Here is a 15,949-nt window from a genome sequence, read left to right as displayed (position 1 = left end):
GGTGGCATTGCGGACGGCAATGTCCTGACAGGCTTGGGCGGTTCGGACGCGAACGCGACGGATGGTGTCGCCGATATTCAGGGCGCGGACGGCGCGACGGTAACGTCCATCGTGGCCACCACGGCGGGCGGCAGCGCAACGAATGTGGGCACCAACACCGTGATCAACGGCCAGTATGGCACGCTTACGATCTCCTCCGACGGCTCCTACAGCTACCAGTCCACACCGGGCGCTGTTGCGAGCGGTACCGTTCAGGACGTCTTCTCCTACACGATCACCGATGCCGACGGCGATCCGTCCATCACCACGCTGACGATCAATGTCAACGACAGTGGTCTGGCGACGCCCGACTACACGGTCACGGTGAATGAAGCGGCGCTGGACCTCAACAAGGACGGTGACGATCTTGTCCCGGGAACGGTGACGGGTTCGCTGCCGGGCTCCACGGACGAGACCTCCGGCGGTACGGCCTCGGCGACCGGCGGCACCGGGCCTTCCACCTACGCCCTGCAGACCGGCGGCAATGCGGTGACGGCGGGCGCCTATGGTTCGATCCAGGTCAACAGCGACGGTACCTATACCTACACGCTGAGTTCGAACTATCTGAACGCGACGGCGGATGACGGGATTCAGACCATCAGCGGAGCCGAAAGCTTCACCTATGTCGCCACCGATGCATTCGGCAACACCACGACCGGGACGATCTCCATCGACATCATCGACGATGTGCCGAAAGCCGAGGCTGCAGCCGGCGAGACAGCATCGGTTGTGCTCGATGAATCCGATGGCAGCGGCTCTGGCACGGACGGGATCAACCCCGGTCAGATTCAGGCAGGCGACATCCAGGGCCTGTTCGCCACCCCGGATTTCGGGGCAGATGGCGCCGGCTCAGTGGCCTATTCGTTCTCCGCGACCGACGGTGCGGCGACCGGCCTTTGGCTGACAGGCCAGTCGGGTGCTGCGAATGAGATCATTCTCGTGAAGGTTTCCGACACCGTCTATGAAGGTCGCGCCGGGGGGGGCGTCGGCACGCCCGCCTTCACGGTTTCCATCAATGGCGCGACGGGCGCGGTCACGGTCACGCAGCACGAGACGCTGGAACACACTGTCGATGGCGGCCCGGGTGCTGCGCACGACGATGCGCTCTTCCTTGGCGGCGCTGCGGCCATTTCCGTTGTCCAGACGGTGACGGATGCCGATGGCGACACGGCCACGGCGACAAGCGCCAGTGCGCTTTCGATCCGGTTCGATGACGATGGGCCGACGGTCATCGTCCCCGAAGATGCGGTTCTGAGCAACTCGGCCGGGACGCCACAGGTTTTCGACCTGGATTTGGACGGGTCGGTCATCGACAATTTCGGGGCTGATGGTGCCGGCACGGTGCGGTTCACGGTCACCGAGGGGCAGGACAGTGGCATGACCTCAGGCGGTCAGCCCATCACATACCATCTTTCGGGAGACGGGACGGTTCTGACCGGCAAGATCGGCGGCGCCGGGGGAACCACCGTTTTCACGGTCACGCTTGACCCGGCAAACGGCACCTACTCGGTCGACATGGATGGAACCGTCGACAGTCAGTCCTTCGTCGATTTCAATGACGGCGGTTATGACTTCAAAGGCGGCAACGAACCATGGGCTGGCTTCTTCACGCCTGCCGACGATGGAAGCTCCGATCTGCTCCTGACGCCAATTCCCGCAGCTTCGTTCAACCCGGGCAACAATGGCGGCACGATGAACACCAACGCCAACAATGGTGGTGTTGGAACAGGTGGCAATGTCAACAGCGGAGAGGGGGTTCGTCTGGATTTTGTGACGGACCTTGGCGGCGACAATGCGGGTACGGGCGATTACTCGAATCCGGGAAACCGAGACCATACCTTCGATGGGCATTACACGACCAACGGCGCCTCCATTGACTTCACGGGGATAAGTGGTGGCTCCGGCCAGTCCACCGTCCTTTTCCGTGCGTTTGACGACAACGACACCGGACCGGTCGCCACTCAGGTTGGCGACGGTAGCCAGGAGGACATTACCGCGGTTGCAATATCGTACGGTGGTCAAACCGTGTTCGTCACGCCCGGCACTGGCCAGCCGGTCACGGTGGGCGGGCACAATTTTACGGTCAATTTCGTCAACAATGGCGGGATCCAGGAGGTGACGGTTGCTGGTGTCGTCAACAACACCTCGATCGCGACCTACACGGCAGATGGCTACAACAGTCTTGAAGCGCACTGGAGTGGTGGGCAACCGTTCAAGGTGGGCAATTTCGGCACCTCTGTCGTCAGCACCGACCCGGTCGACTTCAGCCTTCCCATCGAAATCGTCGATGGTGACGGCGATACGGCGGCAGCCCAGATCGACATTCACCTGGAGCCGGACGCGCCCCCGACGGTGAGCGTGACGGATGGTGAAGTCGATGAAGCGGGGCTTCCCGCGGGTTCGGAGGCCGGGATTGCGAGCATTGCGGATACCGGTAGCATTTCCATAGCGCTAGGCAGTGGCGACGCGCTCTCCGTACTGGAGGTTCAAAACGCAAATGGCGACTGGATCGACGTTACCGCCGCAACGGCCGGCAGCCCGGTGGATGTGGTCGGGGCGAATGGGACGTTGACGGTAACGTCTGATGGAGCGGGAAACTATTCCTGGGCCTATGAACTCGACCAGAACTCGCTCGACCATCCGCAGAACCCGGACACCGGTACATCTGAAGGTGTCTCCGATGACTTCCGTATCCGGGCGACGGACGACGATGGCGATGTTTCCGCCGTTGACACCCTGAACGTATCGATCCTTGACGACGGACCGACGGCGAAGCCTGACACGGCTAGTCTGACCCTCGGAACCGAGAGCTTCAACATCGCTTTCGTGCTCGATTTCAGCGGCAGCGTGAGCAACAGTGAACTCGATCAGATGCTCGATGCCGTGAAGGCCGCCGGGCAGGCGTTCTTCAGCGGCACAACGGGTGACGTGCAGATCGAACTGGTCGCCTTTTCATCAAGCGCTTTGTCTGCCCCGGGACCCTTCACGGATTACGCGTCTTTTGCTGCGCAGATTGACGCCTGGAATCCTGCTGAAGGCGGGTCGCGGCCCTACAATGGAGGCACTGACTTCACTGCGGCCATCCAGGAAACGATGGCGACCTATACGCCACTGGCCGATTACAACAATCAGGTCTTCTTCCTCAGCGATGGCAATCCGAATGAGCAGATCGGTGCCGGCGGGCATTCTCTGCTTGGCAGCACGCAGACCGCCTGGAACAACTTTGTTCAGGACAATGATGTGACGGTTCAGACGGTCGGTATCGGCAACAACATCGATGTCGAGCAATTGCAGGATGTCGATGAGGCCGACGGTGACAATACGGTCGTCTCGGTCTCCAATTTCGACGATCTTGTCGAAGCGCTTCTCGACCTGGCCAATCAGGTGAACGTTTCCGGCAATGTCCTGTTGGGGGACGACAATGCTGCCGGCGGCGGCGACGATGACGGCTTCGGCGCGGACGGCGGGCGTATCCTCTCCGTCACGGTCGATGGCGTGACCTACACCTATAATCCGGATGCCGATCAGATCACGAACGATGGTGGTGAACCGGTTCAGGCGGGCAGCGGTCTGGAGGTCGACACGCCGCTGGGCGGGGTGCTCGAACTCGATTTCAATACTGGTGCCTGGGATTATCAGGCGAACTCGGGAACGACGGCTGGAACCGAGACGTTCGACTATGTCATCATCGACAATGATGGAGATACGTCGACCACCCAGTTGACGGTGAACGTCCTGCCGCCGCCTGAAATTGTTGATGATCTCGTCTTGACGAACATCACCGACTATTCCGCGATCAGCATTCCGACCCAGGCGTTGCTCCACAACGATGACGGCAAAGGCGCGCCGCTCCATGTGGCGGCAGTCGACAATGCGCAGGATGGAAGCGTGAGTTTGCCGGATGACGTGGTCTTCACACCCTCGAATACACCGGCTTCGTTTGTTGATGAAGATTTCAGCGCCGGGCTGGGTGGCTTCACATATGAGGACAATCATTATTCGGATCGATACTACCAGACGACTGGGAGTGACGCGTCTGGTCAAAGAGAGACGGGCGGCATAGCCAACGATGGTGCGCTGGCTCTTTATCTTGGTGGGAACAACGGTACTAACCGCGAGAACATGAACGGCGCATTCACGCGCTCATTCAACCTTGCCAGCACGACCACCGTGACCATCACCTTCGATTACTACGCCTTCCTATCGGGACAGTCTGACAATACGGACGATGTCTGGGTGCTCGCCGACGTCGATGGGAACGCGTTTGGAACGGGTGGGGTGATTGATGAATTGATCGGTTCGAGTTCGAGCAACTCCGACCATCAGTCGACGGGCTGGCAAACCTTCTCGACCACGCTGACCCTTTCTGCCGGTGAACACACACTCTCTCTCGGCGGGTTGATGACGTCGAAGGAGCAAGGCAATGAGTATGCCGATGTCTACTTCGATAACGTCAGTGTTGAATACGACCCGACCCCGGCCTTCTCCAGCGGCGGGTTCGATTATACCGCCTCAACGGGAGAGGCCTCGGTTGATGGCCATGTAACTGTCACGGGGGTATCGGGCAGCGTCATCACCGGAACCAGTGCAGATGAGGTTCTTGTCGGCAATGACAGCGGTTCGACGCTGCTCGGCATGGGGGGTGACGACGCCCTTATCGGTGGTGACGGCGACGATCTTCTCATCGGCGGCGAAGGTGCGGACCTGCTAATCGGCGGGGAGGGGCAGAACACCTACGATCTGACCGACATCGACAATGCCGAGGACACGGTGGTGCTCGATCAGTCGGCGCTTGCCGGGCTCGATCCGGACGCGATCATCGGTTTTGGATCGGAAGATGTCGTAGACCTGACAGAGCTCGTTTCAATTGGTCCGGGGGACAATGTCGCCGACTATGTCAGGCTCAACCCCGGTAATTCTACGCAGTTGCAGGTGGATGCCGATGGAACGGCCGGATCTGAGGACTGGGTGACGGTCGCCACGTTCGACGTGCCGCAGACACCTTCCACCATCAAGATCCTCTACGAGGATGACGGCAGTGACAATTCGGGCACGGTCTGAACAGGATGGGGCGATGCGGCCGCTTGTTGGCGGCCGCAGGTTTGATAAGCTGGCAGGAACCGTGTAATTTTCCGGCTAGTGCATTCTTGCAGTCAGGTGAATTTACCTGACGTCCGCATAAATGCGGAAAACAGGCAGTTTGATCGCTTATCAAGTCCTCGAGACGCCGAAGCGATCCAGGGAATACACCATGGGCGAAGAGCGCCGAGGGGGACCTATGAAAAAGCTGACTTTGGGTTTTGCAGTCATTGTCGGGGCCGTTCTGGCCGGACCGGTGCAGTCCGCCGATCTCTCAACGGGAGGGTATTGCCCGGTGGCGCAGAATGCCAGGCTCCTTTCGATTGAGAGCAATGCTTCGCTCACGGGTGAGGTCATCCGCCTGATGGATGAGGCCGTGGCCGTTGCCGACAGCCCGCAATGGATCAATTCGGGCCGGCCGGCTTTCGTGTGGGCATCCGAAGCCAAAGTCGCCTGTGGCAAGGCTTATGGCTATCTGCAATCCGAATACCGCGACGAGGACTATCTGAACAAATGCGAGTGCTTCCATGCCCGCATGGTTCGCTACATGTATTGATCCCGTTGATCCGGCGCCTTGATGAACCTCGCATTCGACACGCGACCTGAGTGTCATGGAAAATTCCGCTTTTCCGTGAGGCTGGGGCGGTCGCTGGCCCTGTGTGCCGTGCTCGCCCTCGCAGCCTGCCAGTCTTCGGGTGTGGACGACACGCTGAAAGTGGAGGACGCCAGCGTTGCTCCTTCCGCCGCGGGGCTCGAAACGGTTGGCTCCGGTCCGGTGACAGTCGGCATGGTGGCGAACCTTGCCGGTTCGGCCCGCGCCTCGGAGCGCGATTATCGTGACGGCGCGAAACTGGCTGCAGAGCAGCTGGGGGGTGATCAGGTCACACTTGCCATCTACAACGCCCGCTCCGACGCTGCCGACACGAAGAGGGCGGTCGATACGCTTGTCGAGCACGGCGCGAAGATCGTTATCGGCCCCTCGCAGGCCGGGCTCCTGAGCGCCCTGCCGGCCGGTGGCGCGAACCCGCCCGTCATGGCGCTGGTTTCGAATGCCGTGCCGCGCAGGCCGGGCGTCTTCGCCTTCCTGTCGGATGAAGTGGACGGCAGCATCGAAGCTGCCGCTTACGCGATCGGAGCCGGGCGCCGGAACATCGTGATCGTACACGCAGCCGATGCGGACGGTGCCACGCTCGATCGGCTGCGCTCCGGCATCAGGGCGAAGGGTGGCAACATCATCGCAAACCTGCCCGTCGCGGCAAATTCCACCGATGAGCTGGCAGGCAAGGCTGCACAGCTTCAGGCCGCCGAGGCTGTCGTTCTTGCGCCGGGTTTGAAGGCACCCGGCGCCACATTGGCCGGGCTACGGGCCACCGGGGCGCTGCCAGGCAATGCGCTGGTTCTTTCAACACCCGAGATATCTCCCGGTCCTGCCGTCGCGGGGGTGCTGATGTGCCGTGTCGACCAGTTCGCTGTGGGAGACGTCACCCAGAGCTTCCGGACAAAGTATGGTCGGGCAATGACGAAGGACGCTGCCTATGGGTTCGATGCGGCAGCCCTCGCTATCGGCATTGCACGGGCCAGGGGCGCTGCCGGGCTGACGGCTGGAACGCTGACTGCGCGATCCGGCTTTCGTGGCGTTCTTGGCTCGTTTCGATTCACCAGCTCCGGTGCGGTCGAGCGGAATTGCTCCATCTACCGGGTGGAAGGCAATGCTTTCAAATTGCAGGATCCGGCTCCCGAAGGTTTCTGATCTTGGTTTCTTCTTCGCCTATACCTGAATAGGCCTTGGCTTTCGCCAAAAACGCCGCTTAAATGATTTCCGGGAGTGAACTGGATAAGGCTTTCGGCTGTCTGGCGCGGTCGCAGGCTTGCGCGGGAGGCGTGGCTTGGCGGTTTCTGTTCTCATTGTCCGCATTGTCGTCGCGCTTGATGTGTGTACGCGGCGCTTTGCCCGGCGTGCGCGCAGCTCCGGCTTGCCGGCTTTATCAGGCCTTTTCGCGTTGACGCGGTGTCCATCGCGCCGACCTACGACCGGATTGTCCTGCAGCTTCGCTGATCCATTTGAAGGAGCAGGGCACATCGCAACCTAGGACGCTGTTCCGCATTCGCGGCAACGAGCCCGAGGCAAGGGAGGAATACATGACCGAAATCTCGATGACGGTGAACGGCAGGGCGGCGCGCGCCTCTGTGCCGGACAATACGCTTTTGGTGGATTTCCTGCGCGAGCATCTACGCCTCACCGGCACGCATGTGGGCTGCGACACCAGCCAGTGCGGGGCCTGTGTCGTTCATGTCAACGGGCGTGCGGTAAAGAGCTGCACCATGCTCGCCGCCTCCGCCGAAGGCGCGGAAGTCACGACGATTGAGGGGCTGGCCAATGGCGAACTCCATCCCATGCAGGCGGCGTTCAAGGAAAACCATGGCCTGCAATGCGGCTTCTGCACGCCGGGCATGATCATGTCGGCGACTGACATGGTGGCCCGCTACAGGGCAGCCGGCAAGGAACTGACGGAAGAGGCAATCCGCCACGAGCTGGAAGGCAATATCTGCCGCTGCACCGGCTATCACAACATCGTCCGAGCCATTCAGGATGGCGCGGCGAAGATGGCTGCGAGCTGAGGGAGGACATGAGATGAGCGAACAAGGCATCGGCGCCCGCGTCCTTCGTAAGGAAGACAAGCGCTTCATTACCGGCAAGGGCCGGTACACCGACGACATTCGCAATGAACGGCAGTCCTATGCTGCCTTCGTGCGCAGTCCGCATGCCCACGCAAAGGTCAAATCCATCGACACCGCCGAAGCGGAGAAGATGGACGGTGTGATTGCCGTCCTCAACGGCAAGCAACTGACCGATGACGGTATCGGAAACCTCATCTGCGGCTGGGCTGTCAACTCGAAGGACGGCAATCCCATGAACATGGGCGCCTGGTCCGCACTCGCCACCGACAAGGTGCGCTATGTGGGTGATGCGGTCGTTCTCGTCGTGGCCGAGACGCAGGCCCAGGCACGCGCTGCTGCCGAAGCCGTGGAAGTGGATTATGAAGAACTCCCGGCCGTCGTGCATGCGGTCGATGCGCTGAAAGACGGTGCACCGCAGGTTCATGACAATGCGCCCGGAAACCTCATCTTCGACTGGGGGCTGGGCGAAGAGGCCGCCGTCGACAAGGCGCTTGCCGGTGCCGCCCATGTCACCGAGATGAAGATCCTCAACAACCGCCTGTCGCCAAATCCGATGGAGCCGCGTTCGGCAATCGCCACCTATGACGAGGCGGAAGATCACTATACGCTCTACACCACCAGCCAGAACCCACACGTGGCGAGGCTGGTGCTCTCCGCCTTTTATCAGGTCGCGCCAGAGCACAAGCTGCGTGTCATCGCCCCCGATGTGGGCGGCGGCTTCGGCTCCAAGATCTACATCTACCCGGAGGAGATCGCCTGCCTGTGGGCGTCCATGAAGACCAGACGTTCGGTCAAATGGACATCCAGCCGGTCCGAGGCGTTCCTTACAGATGCGCATGGCCGCGATCATGTGTCCACGGCGAAGATCGGCTTCGATGCGCAGAACCGCATCGTTGGTCTGAAGGTCGACACCATCGCCAATCTCGGCGCCTATATGTCGCTCTTTTCTTCGGCGGTGCCGACCTATCTCTATGCGACCCTGCTTTCGGGCCAGTACGACATCGCCAACATCTACTGCAATGTGCGCACGGTCTACACCAACACCGCGCCGGTGGATGCCTATCGCGGCGCAGGCCGCCCCGAAGCCTGCTTCCTTGTCGAACGCATCATGGAAACGGCCGCGCGCGAACTGGGAGTCGACCCGGCAGAACTGCGCCGCGCGAATTTCATCCGCCAGTTCCCGCATGAGACGCCCGTCATCATGACCTATGATGCAGGCGACTTTGCCGGCAATCTCGATCAGGCGCTGGAGGCGGCTGATTACAAGGGCTTCCCCGCCCGGCGCGCGGAAGCGGCCAAACGTGGAAAGCTGCGCGGCATCGGGCTCGCCTCCTATATCGAAGCCTGCGGCATCGCGCCCTCGGCGGCGGTCGGTTCGCTAGGCGCTGGTGTCGGCCTTTGGGAGAGTGCCGAGGTGCGGGTCAATCCCGTCGGCACAATCGAGGTCCTGACCGGCAGCCACAGCCACGGGCAGGGGCATGAAACCACCTTCGCCCAGGTGGTGGCGGAGCGTTTCGGACTGCCCATCGACAACATTCAGATCGTGCATGGCGACACCGACAAGGTGCAGTTTGGCATGGGCACCTATGGTTCGCGCTCCGGCCCGGTCGGTCTCTCGGCCATCGTCAAGGCGCTCGACAAGGTCGAGGCCAAGGTCAAGAAGATCGCCGCCCATGTGCTTGAAGTCTCCGAGGACGATCTCGTCGTGGAGAACGGCGAGGTGAAGGTGGCCGGCACCGACCGGTCCATGGCTTGGCACGAGGTTGGTCTTGCCGCTTACACCGCCCACAATCTGCCTGCCGGTATGGAACCGGGGCTGAAGGAGGGGGCGTTCTACGATCCCACCAATTTCACCTTCCCCGCAGGCACCTATGTCTGCGAAGTGGAGGTGGACACCGAAACGGGTGAGACGAAGATCGTCCAGTTCGTCGCCTCGGATGATTTCGGCACCATCATCAACCCGATGATCGTGGAGGGCCAGGTGCATGGCGGCATCGCCCAGGGTGTCGGTCAGGCCATGCTTGAAAACGTGGTCTATGACGAAGACGGCCAGCTCCTGTCGGCCAGCTACATGGATTACACCATGCCGCGCGCCGACAATGTGCCGAGTTTCGCCATTCACCACCATTCCACCAAGAGCCCGTCAAACCCGCTCGGCATGAAGGGCTGCGGCGAGGCGGGCGCCATCGGCACACCGCCGGCGGTCATCAACGCCATCACCGATGCAATCGGCAACAATGATCTCCAGATGCCGGCCACGCCGCCGCGCGTCTGGGCCGCATTGCAGGCCGCTTCGGCAAAGATCGCGGCAGAATAGGGAGGCCCACCATGTATGATGTAACCTATCACCGTGCCGCAAGCGTCGACGATGCGGCTGCGAAATTCTCTGCCGCCTCCGACGGGCAGTTGCTTGCCGGCGGCCAGACCCTGCTTCCGACCATGAAGCACCGGCTTGCGGCGCCTTCGGACCTTATCGACCTGCGCGGTATTGCCGATCTTGTGGGCGTGAAAGTCTCGGGGCGCAAGGTCACCATCGGTGCCATGACCACCCATGCGGCGGTCGCCGAAAACGCCGAACTCGCAAAGGTCTGCCCCGCCATCGTCAAGCTGGCCGGCGGCATCGGTGACCCGGCCGTTCGCCATCAGGGAACCATCGGCGGCTCCATAGCCAACAACGACCCCGCGGCAGACTATCCGGCGGGTCTTCTGGCGCTCGCAGCCACGATCCACACAAACCGGCGCGAGATTGCCGCGGATGAGTTCTTCACCGGGCTGTTCTCGACCGGGCTTGATGAAGGCGAGATCATCACCGCCGTCAGTTTCGACGCACCGGAAACCTGCGGCTACGCAAAGTTCCCCAACCCCGCCTCACGCTATGCGATGACCGGCGTCTTCGTCTCCAAAGGCGGCGGTGCGGTACGCGTTGCCGTCACAGGGGCAGGGTCGGATGGCGTGTTCCGTCATGAGGGGCTCGAACAGGCCCTGTCGAAGGACTGGTCAGCCGCTGCGGTGGACGGGGTGAAAATCTCGGCTGACGGGCTCATGTCCGACATCCATTGCGATGCTGCCTACCGCGCCAATCTGATCCGGGCGATGGCCAAACGCGCGATCGCTTGAACAGAAGCGGAAGCAGCAAAGCCCGGGCAACTGTCCGGGCTTTGTCGTGGGATAAAAGAGATTGTCTGAGGCGGGTTCAGCGCTTCATGAGGTCGATGGCCGCTGCCGCGATGGCCTTCACCGCCGTTGGAATACACGCCTCGTCCAGGTCGAAATCGCTACGATGGAGCATCGTCTTTCGGTCCTTGAGACGCGAGCCGATCCTCAGATGAGCGCTTGGCACACGGGTAGAAAACTCCGCGTAATCCTCACTGCCCATGGAGCCCTGCGGCAGTTCGATCACCTTGTCGTCGCCGATCATGCGTCGTGCGGTCTCAAGCACAGGCTGCAGGATTTCGGGATCGTTCACCACAGGCGGAACGCCGGTCAGGAAGGTCGGCTCGCAGGTCACCCGATGGGTCAGCGCGATGCCTGCGCAGACGCGTTCAATGGCGGCCTTTACCGCCTCGCGCACGGCGGGGTTCTGGCTGCGCGTCGTGCCTTCAAGCGTCACACTGTCGGGGATCTGGTTGCGTGCCGATCCACCCTTGATCGAGCCGACGGTCACCACCGCCGCTTCCAGCGGGGCGATCTCGCGGGCAACGATCGTTTGGAGCGAGGAAACGAGGTTGCCGGCAGCGACGATCGGGTCGACCGCCAGATGCGGATGCGCCCCATGGCCTGACTGGCCGGTGATCGTGATGTCGAACGGATCGGTGGAAGCGAAGGCCGTTTTCGGATGATAGCCGATCGTGCCGCCGTCGATCAGCGGCCAGTTGTGGTAGCCGAGCATGATGTCGGGTTCGACCCACTCGAACAGACCGTCCTCCAGCATGGCGCGCGCGCCGCCCAGTCCTTCCTCCGCCGGCTGAAACACCATCAGCGCCCGGCCCGGCAACGCATCTGCAAGGCGTGCCAGCACTTCGCTCACACCAAGCGCAATGGCCGTGTGTGCGTCGTGCCCACAGGCGTGCATCTTGCCCGGGTTGCGCGATTTATATTCCGGCGAAGCGGTTTCTTCGATCGGCAGCGCGTCCATGTCGCCACGAATTCCGATCGTCTTGCCGTTGCCCTGTCCGATGGTGGCTGCGACACCGGTTTTTCCGATGCCGGAGCGATGATCGACTCCGAGACGTGTCAGCTCCCGCATCACCAGCGCCGAGGTCTCGTACTCCTCGAAGCCGAGCTCCGGATTGGCATGGAGCTGCCGGCGGATTTCGATCAGGCGCGGTGTGATCTCGGCTGTGATCTCTTCAATGCGCGCGCGCAGGTTTTGCTCTTCACTCATGGCTGGGCTGCAGTCCTCGGAAAGTAAAAAATGGCCGGCGCAGCCTGTCAGGACCACGCCGGCAGTTGTCGTCAGGGGATCGGCTATTCTTTGCCGATTGCGACGATCTGCTTATAGACGTCTTCGCCCCAGACACCCTTGCCAAGGTCGTCACGCACGGACTGCGTGGCTTCCATGAACGGCGTCTTGTCGGGATGGGTGACCGTCACGCCGGCCGCTTCCATCTCGGCGATGTATTTCTTGGTCTGGTCCGGCATCAGCTCGTCAACCTTTGCGGTCGAGGCGTCGTTGGCCTTCTGGAGAAGCGCCTGATCTTCCTCCGAAAGGCCCTGCCAGAACTGATCGCTGATGACGACATAAGCGGGCTTGTTGATGTAATCGACCATCGCCACGCCCTTCTGCACTTCATAGAATTTCTGCGCGTAGATGGTCTCAACCGGGTTTTCCTGCCCGTCGACAATGCCGGTCTGCAAGGCGGTGTAAACCTCAGCGAAGGCCATCGGTGTGGGGTTGGCGCCCAGCGCGCGCAGCGATTCCACATAGTAGTCGCGTTCCGGTGCGCGCAGCTTCAGGCCGCTAAGGTCGTCCATGGAATTGATGACCACATTGGCGCTGATCTGGCGCGGGCTGCGTGGCATGAAACCGAGCATCCGCACCTGACGCTCAGCGGTGAGCCGCTCGTTCCATTCCTTGCCGAAATCCGTATCGAGCACCTTCTTGTAGTTGTCGATGCCGTTCATCAGATAGGGCAGGGCGAGATATTCGATTTCCTTGAGGCCGGGGTCGCCGCTTGCCAGCATCTGCGTCGAGCCGAGCGCCATCTGCGCATAAACCTCACGCGGGGTGCCCAACTGATCGCCCGGGAAAATCGTCACCGTGTGATCGGAGTTCTCCTCCACCACGCGCTTGAACTCCTGGGCGCCTTCATACTGTGCCTCGCCCGGCTGGGCCCAGAGCGCATAGCGGATTTCGTCCGCCTGTGCGCTGGCCGTCGCCAGAAGAACGGCGCTGAGTGCGAGTGCTTTCATCTTCATGCTGCATACTCCCCTTTTGATTTCGCTTTTGTGGATGAAGAAACGGACCGCATGTGCTCCACAAAGTCGGAGCAGAACGTCACGAGGTGATCGACGAAGCGTTCGCCCTTATCAGCCGACGAGCGGGACGCATCACCCCCGGCAATGCCGTTGGAGCAGTGATCGTCCACATTGACCGGCAGGCCGATCTCCGTGCCCTGAAAGCGCACCGCGGCAAGCCCGGCAGTGGGCAGGTCGATCATCTTGCCGAACTGGGCATCGATCTCCACGGCATCCATGCGGGTGAGATCCGGGAAAAGGTGCAGATAGACCGAAGTGATCGGGTCGCCGCCATGCGCAAACGCCTTCTTGCCGAACTCGCCATGGACCTCTTGCCAGAGGGCATCGGGAATCGAACGCCAGAGATTGATGCAGGGAACCAGCACGTCATGGTCGCGCCGGACCGCGCGTATGACCTGGTCGATCAACGGGGCATTGCCGCTGTGGCCGTTGACGATCACAAGCTTCGTGAGCCCGTGGTCGAGAAAATTGTCGAGCATGTCGAGCAGCGTGGCGCGGAACGCATCGGCCGAAAGCGCGATGCCACCCGGTACCGAGCGGAAATATTCCGCATAACCAAAAGGCATGGTGGGTGCCGCAATGGCCCCGCTTTTCTCCGCCACGCGGCTGGCGATTTCACGGGTCAGCATGAAGTCGCCCATCGGCACCATCGGCCCCTGGATTTCCTGTGAGCCAAGGGGGATGAGGATCACCGGATCCTCGCCCATCCGCTCCTGGAATTCCAGAAAGGTCATGTCCTCCAGAAGGTGCTTCTTCGCGGTACTCATTGATGCATGGACTCCAAAGTCATTGAACGCTCAGTTTCCGAACACGAGGTTGGGAAGGAAAAGGCTGATCTGCGGGAACAGGACCAGCAGCACGACCGCGGTGAAAAGCGGGATGTAGAAGGGCAGCATCGCCTTCACCATCTGGCCGTGCGATATCTTGGCGATGTCCTGCGCGATGAACATCAGCACACCCACAGGCGGTGTTGCGCCGCCGATGATCAGGCTGAACACCATCAGCACGCCGAAATGCACCGGTCGATGCCGAATTGCAGGATCACCGGAACGAGGATCGGCGTCAGAACGATCTCGGCAGAGGACGCGACCATGAGAAGCCCGACGCGAGAAGCATGGCAACGATCACGAAGAGCGCGATCACCGGGTTCTCCGAGATGGTGGAGATGCCATCGGCGATGGCCAGCGGCACCTGCTCGCGCACCATGATCCACGAAAAGGCCGAAGCCACTGCGATGATGGATAGAATGCGTGCCGTGCCGAGCGCCGTGTTCTGAATGGCACCCCAGATGTCGGCCCCTTTCACATTGCGGTAAAAAAGGCTGAGCAGAAGGCCGTAAAGCACCGCGACAGCCGCCGCCTCGGTGGGGGAAAAGATACCGAACAGAATGCCCGCCACAATGATGACCGGGAAGAGAATGGCCGGCCCGCCGCCCTTGATCGCAGTCGCAAGCTCCGGCAGCGTCGCCCGCTCGTAGCGCGGGAAGTCACGTTTGCGCGCATAAAAATATGTGAACAGCATCTGCGTGCCGATGATCACGAAACCCGGCAAAATACCCGCCAGAAGCAGACGGCCGATCGAGACGTTCGCCAGCGTGCCATAGATCACGAGCGCAACACTCGGCGGGATCATTGGCCCCACCATGGAGGAGGCGACGGTCACGGCGGCGGAGAAGGGGGCCGGATACCCTTCTTTCTTCATGGCCGGAATGAGCACGGAGCCGAGCGCGGTCGTGTCGGCTGTGGGCGAGCCCGACATGCCGGAGAAGATCAGGCTGGCAAAGATGTTGACCTGCGCCAGACCGCCATGGATGTGCCCGACCAGAGCCTTCGCCAGCGCGATGATGCGGTCGGTCAGTTTGCACGCATTCATCAACTCGCCGGCCAGGAAGAAGAACGGAATGGCCAGAATGAGAAAGGAGTTGATCGAGGCCGTCATGCGCTGGGTCAGGAGCGCCAGATTGATGTCGGCAAAGAAGAAGTAGACCATGGAGGATGCACCGATGGCGAAGACCAGCGGCAGCCCCATGAACAGAAGGACCAGAAGCAGTCCGATAATCGAAATGGTCAGCATTATATTGTCCGCGGATCACATAGGGTCTTCATGGCCATAGGCCGGGTCTGTCTGGCGGTGCATCGGACGGACATAGACGATGCGCCCGACGATCCCCGCGATCATCAGGACAGCGCCCACCGTTGCCGCCAGCCGCACGACACCCGCAGGCAGCGGAAGGGCGGAGAGATCCTGCATGTTCTCCAGGATCACCAGCTTCACGCTGGTCCAGCCGAGAATGGCGAGAAAGCCGACGGAGATGAGCGCATTGACATAGCGCAGCAGGTTGCGCGCCCTGGGCGGCAGCATCAGAAAGAAGACATCGACGTTCAGATGGCGGCCATCCCAGCAGACAGCGGCCGCGCCGATAAAGGCGATCCAGACGATGAGCAGTTTTGCCAGTTCCTCGCTCCAGACGAGCGGTGCGTTGAAGAAGTAACGCAGGATGATCTGCAGCAGCGTCACACCCACCACGACGATGAGCATGAGGCCAACAGCGATCCGCAGCGGTCGTGCGAGATCAATTGGTTTCTGGTCGTTCACGAAGACCCTCCCGGTCCAGTTTCATTTACGGAAGCATGTGCCGATATTGGTTGTCCAATATATTTATGAAGGCTATTTT

12 protein-coding genes are annotated in these 15,949 nt (G+C 61.2%); 6 read left to right on the top strand and 6 right to left on the bottom strand.

All coding sequences use genetic code 11. The annotated features are described in order from the left end of the window. The 6 genes from JCM21793_RS28100 to JCM21793_RS04460 form a co-directional block, all read left to right on the top strand. Window positions 1–5,100: DUF5801 repeats-in-toxin domain-containing protein (locus tag JCM21793_RS28100; protein WP_025029588.1), on the top strand; the 5,100-nt coding region annotated here is incomplete at its 5' end. A gap of 217 nt (window positions 5,101–5,317) precedes the next feature. Continuing rightward, on the top strand, window positions 5,318–5,674 hold the full coding sequence (locus tag JCM21793_RS04480; protein ID WP_007006849.1) for a hypothetical protein: 357 nt from the start codon (window positions 5,318–5,320) through the stop codon (window positions 5,672–5,674). A gap of 21 nt (window positions 5,675–5,695) precedes the next feature. After that, window positions 5,696–6,868, top strand: a complete 1,173-nt coding sequence (locus JCM21793_RS04475; RefSeq protein ID WP_025029587.1) for an ABC transporter substrate-binding protein — start codon at window positions 5,696–5,698, stop codon at window positions 6,866–6,868. Between the two features lie 389 nt (window positions 6,869–7,257). Then, the gene (locus tag JCM21793_RS04470; protein WP_007006851.1) at window positions 7,258–7,737 is read left to right on the top strand and encodes a (2Fe-2S)-binding protein; all 480 of its coding nucleotides are present in this window, start codon (window positions 7,258–7,260) and stop codon (window positions 7,735–7,737) included. A gap of 13 nt (window positions 7,738–7,750) precedes the next feature. Continuing rightward, window positions 7,751–10,114: a xanthine dehydrogenase family protein molybdopterin-binding subunit gene (locus JCM21793_RS04465; RefSeq protein WP_025029586.1), complete on the top strand. Its 2,364-nt coding sequence runs from the start codon at window positions 7,751–7,753 to the stop codon at window positions 10,112–10,114. An 11-nt stretch (window positions 10,115–10,125) separates the two neighbouring features. Further along, window positions 10,126–10,914: an FAD binding domain-containing protein gene (locus JCM21793_RS04460; RefSeq protein WP_025029585.1), complete on the top strand. Its 789-nt coding sequence runs from the start codon at window positions 10,126–10,128 to the stop codon at window positions 10,912–10,914. A 76-nt stretch (window positions 10,915–10,990) separates the two neighbouring features. On the opposite strand, the gene JCM21793_RS04455 is transcribed toward JCM21793_RS04460, so the two are convergent. The 6 genes from JCM21793_RS04455 to JCM21793_RS04435 form a co-directional block, all read right to left on the bottom strand. Beyond that, window positions 10,991–12,181, bottom strand: a complete 1,191-nt coding sequence (locus tag JCM21793_RS04455) for a M20 metallopeptidase family protein (protein WP_007006855.1) — start codon at window positions 12,179–12,181, stop codon at window positions 10,991–10,993. A gap of 83 nt (window positions 12,182–12,264) precedes the next feature. Continuing rightward, window positions 12,265–13,215, bottom strand: a complete 951-nt coding sequence (locus JCM21793_RS04450) for a TRAP transporter substrate-binding protein (RefSeq protein WP_025029584.1) — start codon at window positions 13,213–13,215, stop codon at window positions 12,265–12,267. Beyond that, on the bottom strand, window positions 13,212–14,042 hold the full coding sequence (locus JCM21793_RS04445; RefSeq protein WP_007006857.1) for a creatininase family protein: 831 nt from the start codon (window positions 14,040–14,042) through the stop codon (window positions 13,212–13,214). Before JCM21793_RS04445 ends, JCM21793_RS04450 begins: the two co-directional genes overlap by 4 nt. 30 nt (window positions 14,043–14,072) lie before the next feature. Next, window positions 14,073–14,294: a TRAP transporter large permease subunit gene (locus tag JCM21793_RS30860; protein ID WP_202901400.1), complete on the bottom strand. Its 222-nt coding sequence runs from the start codon at window positions 14,292–14,294 to the stop codon at window positions 14,073–14,075. 43 nt (window positions 14,295–14,337) lie between these two features. Beyond that, window positions 14,338–15,348, bottom strand: coding sequence for a TRAP transporter large permease (locus JCM21793_RS24120; RefSeq protein WP_202901399.1), 1,011 nt, complete (start codon window positions 15,346–15,348; stop codon window positions 14,338–14,340). A 15-nt stretch (window positions 15,349–15,363) separates the two neighbouring features. Next, window positions 15,364–15,870, bottom strand: coding sequence for a TRAP transporter small permease (locus JCM21793_RS04435; protein WP_025029583.1), 507 nt, complete (start codon window positions 15,868–15,870; stop codon window positions 15,364–15,366). Between the last annotated feature and the right edge of the window lie 79 nt (window positions 15,871–15,949).

Source organism: Nitratireductor aquibiodomus NL21 = JCM 21793 (assembly GCF_000615975.1).
GTDB classification, from domain to species: Bacteria; Pseudomonadota; Alphaproteobacteria; order Rhizobiales; family Rhizobiaceae; genus Nitratireductor; species Nitratireductor aquibiodomus.
Note: the sequence above shows the minus strand (reverse complement) of the source record. Positions and strands in the feature narration are given on the sequence as shown.